This is a genomic window from Vulcanimicrobium alpinum, from assembly GCF_027923555.1.
GTDB classification, from domain to species: Bacteria; Vulcanimicrobiota; Vulcanimicrobiia; order Vulcanimicrobiales; family Vulcanimicrobiaceae; genus Vulcanimicrobium; species Vulcanimicrobium alpinum.
Genome location: NZ_AP025523.1, coordinates 3,038,840 through 3,055,524, shown reverse-complemented (window position 1 = coordinate 3,055,524; position 16,685 = coordinate 3,038,840). Strand labels below are relative to the sequence as shown.

14 protein-coding genes are annotated in these 16,685 nt (G+C 70.8%); 10 read left to right on the top strand and 4 right to left on the bottom strand.

Annotated elements, in window-relative coordinates; all coding sequences use genetic code 11:
• Nucleotides 1–1,800 carry a S8 family peptidase gene (locus WPS_RS15620; protein ID WP_317995386.1) on the bottom strand — a complete coding sequence of 600 codons (1,800 nt, stop codon included), beginning with the start codon at nucleotides 1,798–1,800 and terminating at the stop codon, nucleotides 1–3.
• Between the two features lie 10 nt (nucleotides 1,801–1,810).
• On the opposite strand from WPS_RS15620, the gene dctP reads away from it, so the two are divergent.
• The 7 genes from dctP to WPS_RS15585 are packed head-to-tail and all read left to right on the top strand — an operon-like array spanning nucleotide 1,811 to nucleotide 10,090.
• The gene (gene dctP, locus WPS_RS15615) at nucleotides 1,811–3,361 is read left to right on the top strand and encodes a TRAP transporter substrate-binding protein DctP (protein WP_317995385.1); all 1,551 of its coding nucleotides are present in this window, start codon (nucleotides 1,811–1,813) and stop codon (nucleotides 3,359–3,361) included.
• An 11-nt stretch (nucleotides 3,362–3,372) separates the two neighbouring features.
• Nucleotides 3,373–4,638 (top strand): ABC transporter substrate-binding protein, encoded by a 1,266-nt coding sequence (locus tag WPS_RS15610; protein ID WP_317995384.1) that lies wholly within the window; start codon nucleotides 3,373–3,375, stop codon nucleotides 4,636–4,638.
• Nucleotides 4,626–5,492, top strand: a complete 867-nt coding sequence (locus WPS_RS15605; RefSeq protein ID WP_317995383.1) for a branched-chain amino acid ABC transporter permease — start codon at nucleotides 4,626–4,628, stop codon at nucleotides 5,490–5,492. Before WPS_RS15610 ends, WPS_RS15605 begins: the two co-directional genes overlap by 13 nt.
• Nucleotides 5,492–6,484 (top strand): branched-chain amino acid ABC transporter permease, encoded by a 993-nt coding sequence (locus WPS_RS15600; protein ID WP_317995382.1) that lies wholly within the window; start codon nucleotides 5,492–5,494, stop codon nucleotides 6,482–6,484. Before WPS_RS15605 ends, WPS_RS15600 begins: the two co-directional genes overlap by 1 nt.
• Nucleotides 6,481–7,230, top strand: a complete 750-nt coding sequence (locus tag WPS_RS15595) for an ABC transporter ATP-binding protein (RefSeq protein WP_317995381.1) — start codon at nucleotides 6,481–6,483, stop codon at nucleotides 7,228–7,230. The genes WPS_RS15600 and WPS_RS15595 overlap by 4 nt, the downstream gene beginning before the upstream one ends.
• A gap of 44 nt (nucleotides 7,231–7,274) precedes the next feature.
• The gene (locus WPS_RS15590; protein ID WP_405054967.1) at nucleotides 7,275–7,949 is read left to right on the top strand and encodes an ABC transporter ATP-binding protein; all 675 of its coding nucleotides are present in this window, start codon (nucleotides 7,275–7,277) and stop codon (nucleotides 7,947–7,949) included.
• Nucleotides 7,946–10,090 carry a hydantoinase/oxoprolinase family protein gene (locus WPS_RS15585; RefSeq protein ID WP_317995379.1) on the top strand — a complete coding sequence of 715 codons (2,145 nt, stop codon included), beginning with the start codon at nucleotides 7,946–7,948 and terminating at the stop codon, nucleotides 10,088–10,090. The genes WPS_RS15590 and WPS_RS15585 overlap by 4 nt, the downstream gene beginning before the upstream one ends.
• Here the strand turns inward: WPS_RS15585 and WPS_RS15580 are convergent.
• Nucleotides 10,038–11,525: a M20/M25/M40 family metallo-hydrolase gene (locus WPS_RS15580; RefSeq protein WP_317995378.1), complete on the bottom strand. Its 1,488-nt coding sequence runs from the start codon at nucleotides 11,523–11,525 to the stop codon at nucleotides 10,038–10,040. The genes WPS_RS15585 and WPS_RS15580 overlap by 53 nt on opposite strands.
• Nucleotides 11,526–11,584: 59 nt before the next feature.
• Between WPS_RS15580 and WPS_RS15575 the strand changes: the two genes are divergently transcribed.
• Genes WPS_RS15575 through WPS_RS15565 form a run of 3 tightly spaced genes read left to right on the top strand, consistent with a single transcriptional unit; the run spans nucleotide 11,585 to nucleotide 15,028 of the window.
• On the top strand, nucleotides 11,585–13,231 hold the full coding sequence (locus tag WPS_RS15575; protein ID WP_317995377.1) for a hydantoinase B/oxoprolinase family protein: 1,647 nt from the start codon (nucleotides 11,585–11,587) through the stop codon (nucleotides 13,229–13,231).
• A complete protein-coding gene (locus WPS_RS15570) occupies nucleotides 13,228–14,028 on the top strand; it encodes a putative hydro-lyase (protein WP_317997569.1) in 801 nt (266 codons plus the stop codon). The genes WPS_RS15575 and WPS_RS15570 overlap by 4 nt, the downstream gene beginning before the upstream one ends.
• A gap of 4 nt (nucleotides 14,029–14,032) precedes the next feature.
• Nucleotides 14,033–15,028 (top strand): DMT family transporter, encoded by a 996-nt coding sequence (locus WPS_RS15565; protein ID WP_317995376.1) that lies wholly within the window; start codon nucleotides 14,033–14,035, stop codon nucleotides 15,026–15,028.
• Here WPS_RS15565 and WPS_RS15560 read toward each other — a convergent pair.
• The gene (locus WPS_RS15560) at nucleotides 15,025–16,203 is read right to left on the bottom strand and encodes an MFS transporter (protein ID WP_317995375.1); all 1,179 of its coding nucleotides are present in this window, start codon (nucleotides 16,201–16,203) and stop codon (nucleotides 15,025–15,027) included. The genes WPS_RS15565 and WPS_RS15560 overlap by 4 nt on opposite strands.
• The gene (locus WPS_RS15555; RefSeq protein ID WP_317997568.1) at nucleotides 16,203–16,676 is read right to left on the bottom strand and encodes a MarR family winged helix-turn-helix transcriptional regulator; all 474 of its coding nucleotides are present in this window, start codon (nucleotides 16,674–16,676) and stop codon (nucleotides 16,203–16,205) included. Before WPS_RS15555 ends, WPS_RS15560 begins: the two co-directional genes overlap by 1 nt.
• Nucleotides 16,677–16,685: the final 9 nt, after the last annotated feature.

Genomic DNA, 16,685 nt, shown 5'->3' with positions numbered 1-16,685 from the left:
TCAGACGGATTGGATGGCGCGCATGAGATCGACCAGCCCCGCACCTTGGAAATTGCGGTCGCGGCGCAGGTCGGTCGCGGTGCCGGTGAAGATCGCCTTTACCTCGCCGGGCCGTCCGATATATTCCTGACGGATCGAGAGAAACGCCGCAATGATCCCGGACACGTGCGGTGCGGCCATGCTCGTCCCGCTGTCTTCTTTGTACGTGTAGGCGCCCGCGGCGAGCGCCAGCGGGGGCGCGCCGCCGGCCGGCGCGAGCGTCTGATCCACCCGGCTCTGCGCCGACGCGCACGAGATGATCCGCTCGCCGGGCGCGAGGACGTCGGGTTTTGATCGGCCGTCGCCGGTGGGGCCTTTCGACGAGAAGTACGAGACGCCGTAGCGATGCGGTTCGGTGCGGTGCGTCGCGCCGACGGTGATCGCGAGCTCGGCGTTGCCGGGATCGTTGATCGACATCCCGATCCCTTGCGAGACGGCGCCCGTGTATTCGGTCGAGAGATAGCCGTAGCCGGAGTTGCCGGCGGCGACCACGACGACGACGCCCGAACTGACGAGCCGGTCGATCTCGATGCACAGCGGGCTCTGCCCGCAGGCGAACCACTCCGCTTCGAACGGGTAGCCCAGGCTGAGGTTGAGCCCGTGCACGACGATGCGTCGGCCGAAGTCGTTCCAGCGCTGGACTTGATCGATCCCGTCGATGATCGTGCTGACGCGTCCGCTCGCGTCGTCGTCGAGGACGCGCAGGCTCAAGAGCGTGCACTGCGGCGCCATCCCGGCGATCGCGTCGAGATCCTGGGCCTGTTTCTCTTCGATCCCCGCCTCGTTGCGCGCAGTGACGACCGCGACCGGTTGCTGCTCCCACGCACGCGACATCGCGCCGAAGATGATCCCGGCGACGTGCGTCCCGTGTCCGTTGACGTCGACGAGCGCCTGCGTATCGTCTTTCGCTCCCGCGCGGAGATCGCGGTGCGCGAGCGGCGCGCGCTGTGAGAGATCGAGGTTCTTGTAGTGCGCGAAGTGCGGGTGGGTCGCGTCGATCCCGCTGTCGAGGACGCCCCACACGATTCCCTTGCCGGTCGCGGAGAACGCGATCTGCGCCGCGTCGGCTTTGACGGTCGCGATCGAGCGGTTGATGCACGCGCGCACCGTCGCGTCTTCCCAGACGCGGTAGATCGCGCGTTCGGGCGGCGCCGGCGTGCGGTCGAGGTCGATCAGCGCGAGGATCGCGTAGCCCGTCATCGACGCGAAGATGTACGGATGCGTCGCGTCGGCGTCGCTGCGCCACGCGCACGCTGCCGGATCGCGGGCCTGCACGCGCCCCAGCAGCTGTTCGGCGACGGCGCGTGAGGCTTTGCTGGTACGGGTGACGTCGAGATCGATGATGACGTCCTGCAGCGCGCCGGGCGTCGTACGCACGCGGGTGGCGAGCGGCTCGGCGATCACTTCGCGGATCAGATCGCGGCGATTGAACTCGGACGGCGCACCGCGCGGAGCATCCTTGGAGAACCACTCGTTGAGCGCGAGCCTCGCGATCGGCGCGGCGGAGGCCGCGACCGTCTCGACCTGTGAGGCGGTCAGCAGCGCGAAGACGTAGGGCGCGATCGCGGGATCCTGCGGGTCGGCGATCGTCCCGCCGGCGTCGCGGAGCTGCGCGGCGACCTGCGCGCAGCGCGCGCCGAGGTCGGCATACGGATCGGGAGCGCCGCGGTCGAGCGCGACCTCGACGATGACGTGAATCGGCTGGCCGGCGCTGACCTGCATCATCGCGCGCAGGGGCAGCGTCACGATCTCCGGCGGCATCACGGCTCGGTTGGCCTGGCCGCGGGAGCGCTCCTTGCGCGGCGGCCCGGTACTTCGGAACCGAACTATTGACGTGACCGGCGTCCGCTCGTATCGTCACGGAATCGCCGCCACGGCGAGGAGGCGCGAGTTGGGAACAACGTCGCGGCGTTCGGCGCTGCGTCCGTCCGATTTTCGGGGATTTCCCCTCGACGCGGCTGCGCGCGCGATGGTGCGCGAGTACAATCGCCGTCTGCGGCCGTACGGACTGAGCTACGTTCCGTACTTCGTGCTGCTGCTGCTCGTCGCGGGCGACGAGGGGCTCCGGCCGAGCGACGTCGCCGCCGAACTGCGTCTCGACGCTTCGTCGCTGAGCGGCCACCTCGACCGGCTCGAAGCATCGGGCCTGCTGGAGCGACGGCCGGACGCCGCCGACCGGCGCGTCATCCGCGCGCACGCCACCGACGCCGGACGCGCGCTCGCGGCGCGGCTCGAACCCATCGGCCGCGCACTCTGCAGCCTGGAGGCCGATCTCGATGCTGCGGCGCTCGCGCGCATCGATCGGGTGGTGCAGACGATCGCCGCCGGGACGGCGCAGGCGCCGGAGCGCGGGGCGCCGGCGCTGCGCCCGCGGGCCGGCGTCGTCACCACCCTGCGCGCCGCGACCCTGACCGTCCCGCGCTCGATCGTCGGCCGCATTCTCACGCGCTTCGCGGTGCTCGTCGAACAGCGCACCGGCGGCGCGATCCGCATCGTGCTCGACCTGCCGTCGGCGGCGCGCGGCGGCGAACTGCAAACGCTCGTCGACGTGCGCAGCGGCGACGTCGCGATCGCGTCGGTGACGGTCCCCGTCGCCGGCAACCTCATCCCCGACGCGCAGCTCATCGAACTGCCGTATCTGCTCGACGATTTCGCGCACGCGCACGCGTTTCTCGATGGCCCGTTCGCCGCCGGCGTCCTCGCCGACGCGCAAGCATTCGGCCTCGAAGGACTCGGGTATGCGGCCAACGGCTTCCGCTCGGTCACGACCCGTGATGTCGCGGTGCGCGCGCCGGCAGACGTCGCGCAGCTCCGGCTGCGCGTGCAGCAGTCGCCGATCAACGTTCATCTCGCTGAAGCGTTTCGCGCCGTCGCGGTGCCGTTGCCGTTTCCGCGCCTCGCCGAAGCGCTCGCCGCGTGCGAGATCGACGCGCAGGAGAACGCGCTCGCGAACGTCGCCGGACTCGAGCTGTGGCGCAGCCAGCGGTATCTCACGCTGACGCGGCACGCCGTCTCGGTGGCCGCGCTCTTCGCCAACGCCGAGATCCTCGCGGGGCTCGGCAGCCGCGCGGCGATCGTGCGCTCGGCGATGCGCGACGCGATCGCCGAGCAGCGCCTGCAGGCGGAACGGCTCGAAGCCGAGCTGCACGCCGAACTGGCCCGGCGCATGACCCTGATCGAACTCGACGAGGCGGCCCGCGACCGCTTCGTCGCCGCGATGCGCGTGGTCGACGACCGCATCGCGCGCGCCCTCGGCCCCGATGCGATCGCGCGCGTGCGCGACGCCTCGCTCGCGGCACGTCCCGTTCCGACACTCGCATGAAGGAGGTTTGTATGTCCGCCCGCCGTGTGTGCCTCGCGTTCGCCGCCGCGATCGCCGTCGCATCGATGCCGTTCGCGTCGCGCGCCGCCGATCCGCAGGAGATCGTCATCGGCTCGATCCTTCCGCTCACCGGACCGTCGGCGCAGACCGGTGCGGGACTGCGCACCGCTCAGACGTTGGCCGCAGACTTGGTGAACGGGCACGTCTCCTATCCGCTGCCGATGGTCGGCAAGAGTGGCCTGCCGCACCTCGGGCACGCGCGCATCAAGCTGGTCTTCGCCGATTCGCAAGGGAAACCCGATCAGGCGCGCGCCGCCGCGGAGCAGCTGATCACGCAGGAGCACGCGGTCGCGCTGATCGGCACGTACGCCTCGTCGACGACCGCAACCGCGTCGCAAGTCGCCGAACGCTACGGCATCCCGTTCCTCAACCCCGACTCGTCGGCGCCGTCGCTCACCGCGCGCGGGCTCAAGTGGTTCTTCCGCACGACGCCGAACGACGCGACGTTCGCCGAAAACTTCTACCAGTTCTTCGCCGACCTGAACCGCACCAAGAAGATCGCCGTGAAGAAAGTCGCGGTCGTCGGCGAGGACGGACTCTTCGGTACCGGCGCCGGCGACGCCGAAGAAGAGATCGGGAAGCGCCGCGGCTTCACGATCGTCACGCGCGTCGCGTATCCGGCGACGACGACCGAAGTGAACGCGGAAGTGCAGAAGGTCAAGGCCGCCGCGCCCGACGTCGTGATGATGGCGTCGTACGCGCCCGACGCGCTGCTGTTCATGCGCGGGTTCAAGGATCAGGGGATCCTGCTGCAGGGAATCTTGGCGCAGGACGCCGGCTTCATCGATCCGGGCTTCGTGAAGACCGAAGGGAAGGACGCGGAGGGCGTCTTCACCCGCGAAGTGTTCTCGCTCGACATCAAGCACCGCAACAAAGCGGTCCCGCTCATCGACCAGCTGTTCCGGCTGCGCTTCGGCGACAAGCCGCTCGACGGCAACACGGCGCGCGACATCATGGGCGTCCTCGTGCTCGCCGACGCGATCGACCGCGCCGGCTCGACGAAGCCCGACGCGATCCGCACGGCGCTGCAGAACACGAACATCCCCGGCATTCTGACCTTGATGCCGTGGAAGCAGATCAAGTTCGACGCGCAGGGACAGAACGTCGGCGGCGTGGGGATCATCGAACAGATCCAGGACGGCAAGTACGAGACGGTGTGGCCGTTCGATGTCGCGGTGAAAGCGCCGATCTGGCCGATGCCGGCGTGGAAGCGCTGACCACCTTCGCGCAGCTGCTCGCGGGAGGCGTGCTGACGGGACTCGTCTTCGCGCTGGTCGCGGTCGGGCTCACGCTGGTGTACGGCGTGATGGACGTCGTGAACTTCGCGCACGGCGAGTTCCTGATGCTCGCGATGTACGCGACGCTCGGGCTCGCGCTGATCGGCCTCAGCCCGTTCGCGGGTCTCCCGCTCGTCGCGATCGCGCTGTTCCTGTTCGGGATCGTCGTCTACCGCGTCTTCATCCGGCGGCTGCTCGCGGGTCCGCCGGAGGCGACGGTCTTCGGAACGTTCGGGCTGCTGGTGCTGCTGCAAGGCCTGGCGCAAGCGCTCTTCTCGAGCGACTTTCTCTCGGTGCCGCACCCGCCGTTGCAGGGAACGCTGCGCTTTGGCGGTCTTGCGATCTCGCAGGCGACGCTGGCCGAAGGCGCCGGCGCGCTGGTTCTCACCGCCGCCCTCTTCGCGTTCGTCGAATACACCGAGACCGGGCGCGCGATGCGCGCGGTCGCCGAGGACCGCGTCGCCGCGACGCTGATGGGGATCGACGTCCAGCGCGTGAACGGGCTGGCGTTCGGGATCGGCGCCGCGTGCGTCGGCGCGGCGGGTGCGCTCCTGATGCTCTCGTATCCGGTCTTTCCGACCGCCGGCGCGCCGTTCGCGTTGACCGCGTTCGTGGTCGTCGCACTCGGCGGCTTCGGCAGCATCCAAGGCGCGCTGGTCGGTGCGCTGCTCGTCGGTTTGCTCGAAGTGTTCGGCGGGTTCTATCTCTCGCCGGAGCTGAAGATGGTGCCGGTCTACCTGGCGTATCTCGCAATCGTGCTTGTGCGGCCGCAGGGCCTGCTGGGCCGGCGCTGATGCGCCCGCATCTGATCGCGCTCGCCGCGATCGCCGCCGCCGGACTCGTGCTGGCGTACGCCGTCCGCGATGCGGTCGTACTCGACCTCGTCTTCACGCTGCTGCTGTACGCGACGCTGGGTCAATCATGGAACTGGATCAGCGGGTACGGCGGCAACATCTCGTTCGGGCACGCGATCTTCTTCGGCTGCGGCGCGTACACGTCGGCGCTGTGCGTCGTGCACGGCATCTCCCCGTGGCTGGCGATCCCGGCGGGAGCGGCCGTCGCGGCGCTGCTCGCCGCGATCACCGGCTTTCCGACGCTCGCGCTGCGCGGACACTATTTCTCGATCGCGACGATCGCGGTGGCGGCGATCGTCGACGCGCTGGTGCGCACGCAGGGCTGGCTCGGCCGCGCGAACGGCTTCGAACTCCCGATCGCCGCGGGCTGGGCGTCGATGCAGTTCGCCGACAAAGGCTGGTACGTGGTGCTCGCGCTGGTGCTGTTCGTCGCGGTGCAGTGCGCGACGCTCGCGCTCGAACGCTCGCGGCTCGGCTACTACTTGCGGGCCCTACGCGCCAACCATCAGGCCGCCGCTTCGGTCGGGATCGACGAGCGGCGCTGGAAGCTGATCGCGTTCGCGTGGTCGGCAGCGATGGCGGCCTGCGCCGGCGTGCTTTACGCGCAGTACACGCTCTTCGTCGACCCGCCGTCGACGATCGCGCTCTCGGTCTCGATCGACATCGCGCTGATCGGGGTGGTCGGCGGGATCGGCACGCTGTGGGGACCCGCGGCAGGCGCGCTGGTGTACGTCGTACTTGCGAAGGCCGTCGCGCTGAAGCTCGGCGGGACCGGCAAAGGCTACGATCTGGTGATCTACGGTGCGATCATCTGCGTGATCGCGGCGCTGCGGCCGCACGGGATCGTCGGGACGATCGTCGATGGGATCCGGCGCCGGCGCGGCGCCGCGGCGCAGCCGCCCGCCCGGTTGGCCGCGGAGGGTGCGGCGTGAGCGCGCTTCTCGAAGTGCAGGGTCTCGCGAAACGCTTCGGCTCGCTGCGCGCCCTCGACGGCGTCGACCTCACCGTTGAGGAAGGACGCCTCACCGGCCTGATCGGCCCCAACGGCGCCGGAAAGTCGACGGCGTTTGGCTGCATCGCCGGCGCGCTCAAACCGAGCGCTGGGAGCGTGCGCTTTCGCGGCGTCGAGATCGCCGGGACCGCGTATCACCGCGTCGCGCGGCTGGGGATTGGGCGCACGTATCAGATCGTGCAGACCTTCGCCGACATGACGGTCCTCGAAGCGACGACGACCGGCGCGCTCATGCGCCGCCCGCGGCTGCGCGACGCGATCGCGCATGCACGCGAGGTTCTCACCTTCGTCGGACTCGAGGACAAACGCTATCGGCTCGGGCGCGCGCTCACGATCGCCGACAAGAAGCGGCTTGAGGTCGCTCGCGCTCTCGCGACGGAACCGTCGCTGCTGCTCCTCGATGAGGTGATGGCGGGGCTGACGCCGGCCGAATGCCGCGACGCGGTCGATCTGCTGCGCCGCATCCTCGCGCGCGGCGTCACCGTGCTGATGGTCGAGCACGTCATGGAGGTGCTGATGCCGATCGCCGATCGCATCGTGGTGATCGCCGCCGGCAAGACGATCTTTGCGGGGACGGCGGGCTGCGCCGTGCGCGATCGGCGCGTCGTCGACGCGTATCTCGGCTCGCCGCTCGAACATGGCGCGATCGCGGAGACGCCGACGTGAGCGCGCTGCTGGAAGTCGACAGCCTTGCCGTGGCCTACGACGGGATGCGCGCCCTGCAGGACGTCTCGCTGCAGGCGGACGCCGGGAGCGTCGTGGCGCTGATCGGCGCGAACGGCGCCGGCAAAACGTCGCTGCTGCGCGCGATCAGCGGCCTGGTGCGCGCCCAGCAGGGCTCGATCCGCTTCGACGGCGCCGAGATCACGCGCGAGCCCGCCCACCGCATCGTGCGGCGCGGGATCGCGCACGTTCCGGAGGGCCGCCGCGTCTTCGCCTCCGCAACGGTGCGCGACAATTTGCTGCTCGGTGCCTACGTCGACCGAGACCCCGCGCATCGCGCGGCGCGCCTCGAAGCGGCGTTTGCCGCGTTTCCGATTCTGCGCGAGCGGCTCGATCAGCGCGCGTCGACGCTCTCGGGGGGCGAGCAGCAGATGCTCGCGATCGCGCGCGGGACGATGAGCGGACCGCGGCTGCTGATGCTCGACGAGCCGTCCCTCGGGATCGCGCCGCTGCTCATCCCGCAAATCTACGCCGGGATCGCGGCGGTCGCCGCGAGCGGGACGGGGGTCCTCCTCGTCGAGCAGAACGTGCGCGAGGCGCTGCGCGCGGCGCACACCGCTTACGTGCTGCAGACCGGCCGCGTCGTGATGCACGGCCCATCCGCCGAATTGATCGGACATCCGCTGGTGCAGGAAGCCTTCCTCGGGGTCGCGGTCGCGTGAGCTGGCGCGTCGGGATCGACATCGGCGGAACGTTCACCGACCTCGTCGCGCTGGCCGACGACGGCCGCCTCGTGCGGCACAAAGTCTCGTCGACGCCGCGAGCGCCGGAAGAAGGCTTGCTCGAAGCGCTGCGCGCGCTGCTCGCCGGGGTCTCCGGCGACGAGATCGCGCTGGTCGCGCACGCGAGCACGATCGCCACGAACGCGCTGCTGGGGCAGCTGCACCTCGAACTCCCGCGAGTCGCGTTCGTCACCACCGAGGGTTTCCGCGACGTGCTCGAGATCGGGCGGCAGAACCGCAGCGCGATCTACGATCTCCACGTCACGCGGCCGAAACCGCTCGCCCGTCGCGAAGACCGGCTGGTGGTGCGCGAACGGCGCGCCCACGACGGGAGCGTGATCGTTCCGCTCGACGACGCGACGGTGGCGAGCGCGGCGGCGGCGATCGCGGAGCGCGGGATCCGCGCGGTCGCCGTCGGTTTGCTGCACGCCGACGTCGACGGCGCGCACGAGCGCGCGGTCGCGGCCGCGATCGCCGACGCCGTCCCCGACGCCGACATCTCCCTCTCGTCGGAGATCGATCCGCAGTATCGCGAATACGAGCGCTTCTCGACGACGGTGGTGAACGCGGCGCTGGCGCCGATCGTGCGCGCCTACCTCGATCGCGTCGCGCGCGGCGTGCGCGCGCTCGGCGTGCGCGCGCCGATCTTCGTGATGCGCTCCGACGGCGGGATGGCGGCGCTCGGCGTCGCCTCGCGCCGCCCGGCGACGCTGATCGAGAGCGGTCCCGCCAGCGGCGTGATCGGCGCCGCGTATCTCGGCCGCGCGCTCGGGCTCGACAACGTCCTCTCGTTCGACATGGGCGGGACGACGGCGAAGGCCGGGACGATCTTCCGCGGCGTCCCCGAGGTCAGCGCGTCGTTCGAAGCGGCCGGCGCGACGCACAGCGGACGGTCGGTGAAGGGCAGCGGTTACCCGGTGCGGTTCCCGTTCGTCGATCTCGCCGAGGTGAGCGCGGGCGGCGGAACGATCGCGTGGGTCGACGCGGCGGGAACGCTGCGCGTCGGGCCGGTGAGCGCCGGCGCCGATCCCGGCCCCGCCTGCTACGGCAACGGCGATCGGCCGACGGTCACCGATGCGAACGTCGTGCTGCGACGCTCCAATCCGCGCGCACTCCTCGACGGCGCGTTCCCGATCGATGCGCAGCGCTCGTACGACGCCGTCGCTTCCGTGGCAGCGCCGCTCGACGGCGACATCGAGCGCACGGCCGCGGGGATCGTCGCGCTCGTCGACGCGGAGATGGCGAAGGTGCTGCGCATCGTCTCGGTCGAGCGCGGCTACGACCCGCGTGATTTCTCGCTGCTCGCGTTCGGCGGCGGCGGCCCGCTGCACGCGTGCGCCGTCGCGAGCGAGATCGGCGTCGCGCGCGTGATCGTCCCGCCGCTCCCCGGCGTGTTCTCCGCCTACGGCCTGCTCGCCGCCGACGTGCGCGCCACCGCGGTGCGATCGCTCGTCGCGCTGGCCGACGACGCGGCGTGGAAACACGTGCGCACGCTCTTCGAATCGCTGACCCGCGAAGGTGACGAAGCACTGGGCGAACAGGGCGTCGCCAAAGAGGAGCGGAGTTTCGTGCGCGAGCTCGATCTGCGCTACGTCGGACAGTCGACGGAACTCACGGTGACCGCGCCGCGCTCGCTCGAGGACGCGGTCGAGTTGTTCCACCTGCGCCACGAACAGCGGTACGGTTTCGCCGCGCGGCGCGATCCCGTCGAAGTCGTGACGGTGCGGGTCGTCGCGATCGGGACCACGCCGAAGCCGCGCCTCGACGCGGCGATGACGCCCGCGTCACGCGCGCCTGAAGCGCGCGCGCTGCGCGAGCACCGCGACGCGTACGACGGCGCGCTCTTCGTGCCGACGCCGGTCTACGGACGCGAGCACCTGCGGCCCGGCGACGCCTTCGCCGGCCCGGCGGTCATCGAACAATACGACGCGACGACCTACGTCGCGCCCGCCTGGAACGCGCGCGTCGACGGCTACGGCAACGTCGTGCTTGAACGCGACGTCACGCCGAGCTCGTCGAACCGCGACGTCACGCTGAGCTCGTCGAAGCGCAGCGACCGTAGCCCGGGTACGGCGTCGTGAGCAGCGTAACCAACGCGCGCACCCCGTCCAGCATGTTGCCGACCCGCAGGTTCTCGTCGTGCGTGTGCTGATTGTCGTCCGCGTTGGCGAGCGGCAGGATCGTGAACGGAACGCCGAGCTGCGCCGCGATCTCGCCGGTGGGGACGGTGCCGCCCATCGTGCGGATCGCGACTGGTTCGCCGCCGAACGCGTCGCGCAGCGCGGCGCGCACCCAGCGGCCGACGGCGGCGCCCGGCGCGGTGCGCGCGGCGACGCCGCCGGGCCGCACGGTCCACGTCGCGATGCGTTCGTGCGCGGCGCGCTCGGCGTCGGTCGGCGGGCGGTCGAGGACGAGATATCCGTGCGCGGCGAGCCAGTCGCGGATCAGCGCCGGCGCGCGCTCCGGTTCGATCTCGGGGATCGTGCGCAGATCGAATTCGGCGACCGCGCGGTCGGGGACGATCGTCGCGGCGCGCCTTCCGGTCGCGCCCGCTGCGAGACCGCGCACGTTGAGCGAGGGGTACTGGAGCGCATCCTGCAGCGTCGCGCCGACGCCGCGCTGCAGCGACGCGACGCCGAGCTCGCGCGTCAGCACGTCCTCGTCGTCGGGAACGGCATCCAGCATCGCGCGCGCGTCGCCGTCGATCGCGACGCCGTCGTAGTAGCCGGGAATGCGCACGCGGCCGTCCTCGTCCTTCAGCGACGCGATCAGAGCGGCGAGCCGTTCGGCGGGGTTCGCGACCGCGTTCCCGTAGTGGCCGCTGTGCAGCGCGCGCGCCGGTCCCCACACCGTCAGCGTCGCGGTCACGACGCCGCGGTTGCCGTAGACGAGCGTCGGACGGCGCGACGCGTGCATCGGCCCGTCGTTGACGACCATCGCGTCCGCGGCGAGCAGCGCGCGTTCGCGCGCGAGCACGCCGGCGATCGACGGCGAGCCTTGTTCTTCTTCGCTGTCGAGCAGGATCTTGACGTTGACGCACGGCTCGGCGCCGGCGCTGCGCAGCGCGTCGAGCGCGGCGAGCAGCATCACGATCGGACCCTTGTCGTCGGCGGCTGCGCGGCCGAAGACGCGCCATTCCGGATCGGGCTGCGCGTCGAAGAGCCGTTCGGCAGGGATCGTGCGCCAGGTGCCGTCCAGCGCCCGTTCCTTGAGCACCGGCGTCCAGGGGTCGGGCTGCGACCACGCTTCGGCGACGACGGGCTGCGCGTCGAAATGGGCGTAGAAGAGGATCGTCGGCAGCTCGGTCCGGACGCGCGGCCACGCCGCGTATACCATCGGCACGTCGCCGTTCGCCAGCAGCCGCGCGTCGAGCGCGCGCCGCGCGCACGCGTCGACCAGCCACGCCGCGTTGCGCTGAATGTCCGCCGGAACGATCGCGTCGCTCGGCATCGCGCAAAACGCGAGATACTCGCGCCAGGTCGCCGCATCGATCGCGGCGGGCGGCCGCGTCAGCACGTTCGCGTTCCGAACCGCATGGTCGCCACCGTAGCCCCCAGAGAGGACGTCCGTCAAGGGTGAACGCCGCCGCCGTCGACCCGATCACCGCCGAGCTCGTCGCCTCGGCGCTGATCTACGCCAGCGAAGAGATGGGGATCGCCGTGCGCGACGCCGCCTACTCGCCGAACATCAAAGAACGTCTGGACCATTCCTGCGCGCTCTTCGACGCGCGCGCACGCCTGGTCGCGCAGGCCGAACACATCCCGGTCCATCTGGGCTCACTCCCGTGGGGCCTGCGCCGCTCGCTGGCGTGGATGGCGGAGCGCGGGCGCACGCTCGCGCCGGGCGAGATGATCGTCGTCAACGATCCGTATCTATCGGGAACGCATCTCAACGACGTGACCGTGATCCGCGCGATCTATCACGACGGCCGGCTGGCCGGGTACGCGGCGAACAAGGCGCATCAGACCGATGTCGGCGGTGCCGTTCCCGGTTCGATGCCGCCCGACGCACGCGATCTGTTCGCCGAGGGTGCGGTGATCACGCCGACGCTGCTGATGCGCGGCGACCGCGTCGCCGACGAGACCGTCGATCTGCTGATGGCGAACTCGCGCACGCCCGAAGCGCGCGCCGGCGACCTGCGCGCGCAGATCGCGGGCAACGTCGTCGGCGAGCGCCGCTTTTTCGAATTGATCGATCGCTACGGGATCGGCGTCGTCGACGCCGCACTCGAGAAGGCGCTCGACGACGGCGAACGCCGCACGCGCGCCGCGCTGCGCGCGCTCCCCGACGGCGTCGTCGTGCACGAAGACGTGATGGAAGACGAGCGCGGCGAACCGTCGATCGTCCTGCGCGTGCGGCTGGAGAAGCAGGGCGACGCGATCGCGCTCGACTACGACGGCACCGCGCCGCAGCGCGCGATGCCGCTCAACTCCGTCTACGGCGTGACGCTCTCGGGCGCGTACTACGCGCTGCGCGCGGTGACCGATCCGCGCATCCCGATGAATGACGGCTCGTTCCGCCCGATCACCGTGCGCGTCCCGGAGGGGACGCTGCTCAACCCGCGCCGTCCCGCGCCGGTGAGCGCGGGGAACGTCGAGACGTCGATGCGCAACGCCGATCTGGTGCTCGGCGCGCTCGCGCGGCTCGCGCCGGGACGCGTTCCCGCGCAGAGCGGCGGCTCGATGAACAACGTGATGATCGGCGGCCTCGACGGCGGCGGTCGCTCGTGGGCGTTCTACGAAACGAACGGCTGCGGAATGGGCGCGCGCCCGGACGCCGACGGGATCGACGGAATCCACGTGCACATGACCAACACGCTCAACACGCCGATCGAAGCGATCGAACGGACGATGCCGATGCTGATCACCGCCTACGAGTTCGCCGAGACGAGCGCAGGCGACGGCGAGTTTCGCGGCGGCTCCGGGCTGGTGCGCGCGTTCGCGCTGCGCGACGGCAGCGCGACGGCGTCGCTGCTCGCCGAACGCCACGCGGTGCGTCCGCACGGAGCGCAAGGGGGCGGCGACGGCGCGACCGGCGCGCACGTCCTCGTCGGCCGCGACGGCTCCACGCGCGATCTGCCGGCGAAGACAAGCGTCGCGATGCAGCCGGGCGACGCGATCATCGTGCGCACCGCGGGCGGCGGCGGCTACGGCGATCCGCAGCGGCGCGACCCCGAGGCGCGCGCGCGCGACGCGGCCGACCGGATCGCGTGCGCGGAATGACGGCCGCCGAGGTGCGCGCGGCGATCCGCGACGGGACGCTCGCCGGCCCGACGGAACGTCTGGCGCCCGACTACGTGCAGGCCAACCTCGTCGTCGTCCCGCGTGCGTACGCCGGCGAGCTCGCCGACCTGTGCGCGCGCAACCCGGTGCCGTGTCCGCTGGTGGAAGCGCCGCTCGCACCGGGTGCGCACGCGCCGCGCAGCGCCGAGTGTGCCGACCTGCGCACGGATCTCGGGCGGTATCGCGTGTGGCGCGACGGCGAACTGACCGAACAGCCGCGCGACGTGCGTGCGCTCTGGAGCGACGAGCTCGTCGCGTTTCTGATTGGTTGCTCGTTCACGTTCGACCACGCGCTGAGCGAGGCGGGGCTCGCGCCGCGGCATTACGCGCTCGACCGCAACGTCCCGATGTATCGCACCCGCGTCCCGCTCGCTTCCGCCGGCCGCCTGCGCGGGATGATGGTCGTGAGCATGCGGCCGTACAAGGAGCACGAGATCGAGCGCGTCCGCGAGGTGACGCGCCCGTTCCGCGTCGCGCACGGCGAGCCGGTCGCCTGGGGCGATCCGGCGCAGCTGGGGATCGACGATCTGATGCATCCCGAGTACGGCGACGCGCCGGTGCTCGAAGACGGCGATGTGCCGGTGTTCTGGGGCTGCGGCGTCACCCCGCAGAGCGTGATCGTCGCGAGCCGCGTGCCGTTCGCGATCACGCACGAACCCGGCCACATGTTCGTGACCGATCGCCTGCACGATGAGTGCGCGCGCAACCATCGGAGTGTGGCCGCGGCTCCTTCCTGATATCGTGTCCCGCGGGCAGACCAAGACTTCGCTGAAAATGGGCCTCCCCGAATGGATCATGCTCGTGGTCCTCTCGGTCGCGTGGGGCGGTGCGTTCCTCTTCTACAAGCTCCTCGACGAAGCGAACGTTCCGCCGTTCACGATCGTGCTCGGACGCGTCGGCGTCGCCGCGCTCGCGCTGCTCCCGGTCCTGCTCGTCATGCGCCGCGCGATCCCGCGCTCGCCCTCGATGTGGGCGCAGTTCCTCGTCCTCGGCGCCGTCAACAACGTGCTGCCGTTCAGCCTGATCATCGTCGGCGAAAAACAGATCGACAGCGGTCTCGCGTCGATCTTCAACGCGACGACGCCGGTCTTCACCGCGCTGCTCGCGCACTTGCTCTCGCGCGACGAGAAGCTCTCGCCGAACAAGGTTGCGGGGATCGTCGTCGCGCTCGCCGGCGTGGTGCTGCTGATCGGCCCGAACGTGATCCACGGGGTCAACCTGACCAGCATCGCGCAGCTGGCCTGCATCGGCGCCGCGGTCACCTACGGCTTCGGCGCGCTCTACGCGCGGCGCTTTCGTGCGCAGGGGATCGATCCGTTCGTCGTCTCGTTCGGCCAGCTGGCGGCGTCGGCGCTGATCGCGCTCCCGCTCGCGCTGTTCGAACATCCGCTCGCGCACCTCGCGCTTCCCACGGCGGCGTGGTGGGCCTGGATCGGTCTGGCGATCCCCAGCACCGCGTTCGCGTTCGTGCTCTACTTCCGCCTCATCGACGTCGCCGGCGCGACCAACGCCGCCTCGGTGACCTTCCTGGTTCCGGTCAGCGCGGTGCTGCTCGGCACGCTCGTGCTGGGCGAGCGGCTCGCGCCGGGGACGGCGGCCGGGATGGCGTGCATCTTCGCCGGACTCGTCGCGCTGGACGGCCGCATCTTCGCGCGGTTTCGCGATGCGTTCGGCGCCTCGAAAAAGACGGCGATCGACGTCGAGCGGTGCACCGCGTCGAAGACGCCCGCGACCTAACCCATCGCCGCTGCGGAGGTGCGCTCGACGTTGCGGTGCAGGGCCGCGCTGAGCGCGCCGCCGCGCACCACGACGATCGCGATCGCGATCAGCGCAACGACCGCGGCGACAGCGAACGGCGCGCGCACGCCAATCGTGTCGCCGAGCCGGCCCGCAAGCACCGGCGCCACGGCGCCGCCGCTCCAGCGCAGGAAGTTGTAGGCGCCCGAGGAGATCGAGCGGCTGTACGGCGAGACGTCGATCGCCAGCGTCGTGAGCAGCGTGTTCGCGATTCCGCACGGCACGCCGGTCGCAACGACGAGCGCGATCGCCGTCGCTTTCCCCGGTGCGGCGACGAGCGCGATGAAGATCAGCGCGAGCGTGACGATCGTGCCCCCGAGGAGCAGCGCGATCCCGAACCGCTTCTGCAGCACGCGCACGAGCACGACGGATGAGAACGCAACCAGCGCGCCCCAGCCGAAGAATGTCCAGCCGAGCGCGAGCGGGCTCATCCCGAGCGCGAGCGGCGCGTACGCGAGGATCGTAAAGAAGCCGAAGGAGTAGCACAGTCCGACCAGTGCGTTTGTCAGTACGTCGGGGTGGCGCAGCGCGGCGAATACGTCCTGCGCGCGGCGCGGCGGTTCGCGGCGCGACGGTTCGCGCACGCGCAGAAATGCGACGATCCAGCCCAGCGTCATGAACGCGGCGGTGCCGAAGAACGGAAACTGCCAGCCGAAGCCGCCGAGGAAGCCGCCGACGAGCGGCCCGGCCGCGATTCCGAAACCCAGCGACGCTTCGTAGAGCGTGATCGCGTCCTCGTGCGTCCCGGTCGACGCGCCGACGATGATCGAGAGCGCGGTCGAGACGAACAGCGCGTTGCCGAATCCCCAGAATGCGCGCAACACCGCGAGCTCCGGGACATTCTGCGCGAAGCCGCACGCGAACGCGCACAGCGCAACCCAGCCCAAGCCGACGAGCAGCGTCTTGCGTCCGCCCCAGCGCGTCGCGGCGACGCCGGCGACGAGCATCGCCACGGCCATGATCGCGATGTACGCGGTGAAGAGGAGTTCGACTTGCGCGCGGCTCGCGCCCATCTGGTGCGAGATCAGCGGCAGGATCGGATCGATGACGCCGATCCCGAGAAACGCCATCGTGGTGGCGAGCGCGGTCGCGAGGACCGTCGGCGAATACTTCATCATGCCGTGACCGTTGCGACGCGCGCGTCGAGCGCGACGGTGATTGCGCGGCAGCCTTGCGCGATCGCGTCGCGCTGCTCGCGCGAAAGCGATTCGAGCAGGGACGCGACGCCGTCGTCGAGCCGGCGTTCGCCCGAGGCCAGCAGCGCGCGGCCGCGGTCGGTCAGCGAAAGGACCAGCGCTCGCCGATCCTCGGGGTGCGGCTCGCGGCGCACGAGTTCGGCGACGACAAGCCGGTCGACGATCCCGCTCATCGTCGCGGGGCTGACGCCGGAACGCTTCGCCAGGTCGGAGCCGCGGACGACGCCTTCGGCGATCCGCTGCAGGACGTAGAATTGCGCGACGCTCAGCGCCCCCTCGCCTTGTTCGAGCCGGTTGGCGGCAAAGCGGGCGAGCCGCGGTATCAGCGCCGCCAGGGCCGTCGAGGCCCTCTCCTGAGTTCGCATATACGCAGCATAGCATATAGTATGCATGACGAACAA

Coding starts and splice junctions, on each gene's coding strand:
- WPS_RS15620 (WP_317995386.1), bottom strand. CDS start 1,800: ATGCCGCCGGAGATCGTGACGCTGCCCCTGCGCGCGATGATGCAGGTC.
- WPS_RS15610 (WP_317995384.1), top strand. CDS start 3,373: ATGTCCGCCCGCCGTGTGTGCCTCGCGTTCGCCGCCGCGATCGCCGTC.
- WPS_RS15600 (WP_317995382.1), top strand. CDS start 5,492: ATGCGCCCGCATCTGATCGCGCTCGCCGCGATCGCCGCCGCCGGACTC.
- WPS_RS15590 (WP_405054967.1), top strand. CDS start 7,275: ATGCGCGCCCTGCAGGACGTCTCGCTGCAGGCGGACGCCGGGAGCGTC.
- WPS_RS15570 (WP_317997569.1), top strand. CDS start 13,228: ATGACGGCCGCCGAGGTGCGCGCGGCGATCCGCGACGGGACGCTCGCC.
- WPS_RS15560 (WP_317995375.1), bottom strand. CDS start 16,203: ATGAAGTATTCGCCGACGGTCCTCGCGACCGCGCTCGCCACCACGATG.
- WPS_RS15555 (WP_317997568.1), bottom strand. CDS start 16,676: ATGCATACTATATGCTATGCTGCGTATATGCGAACTCAGGAGAGGGCC.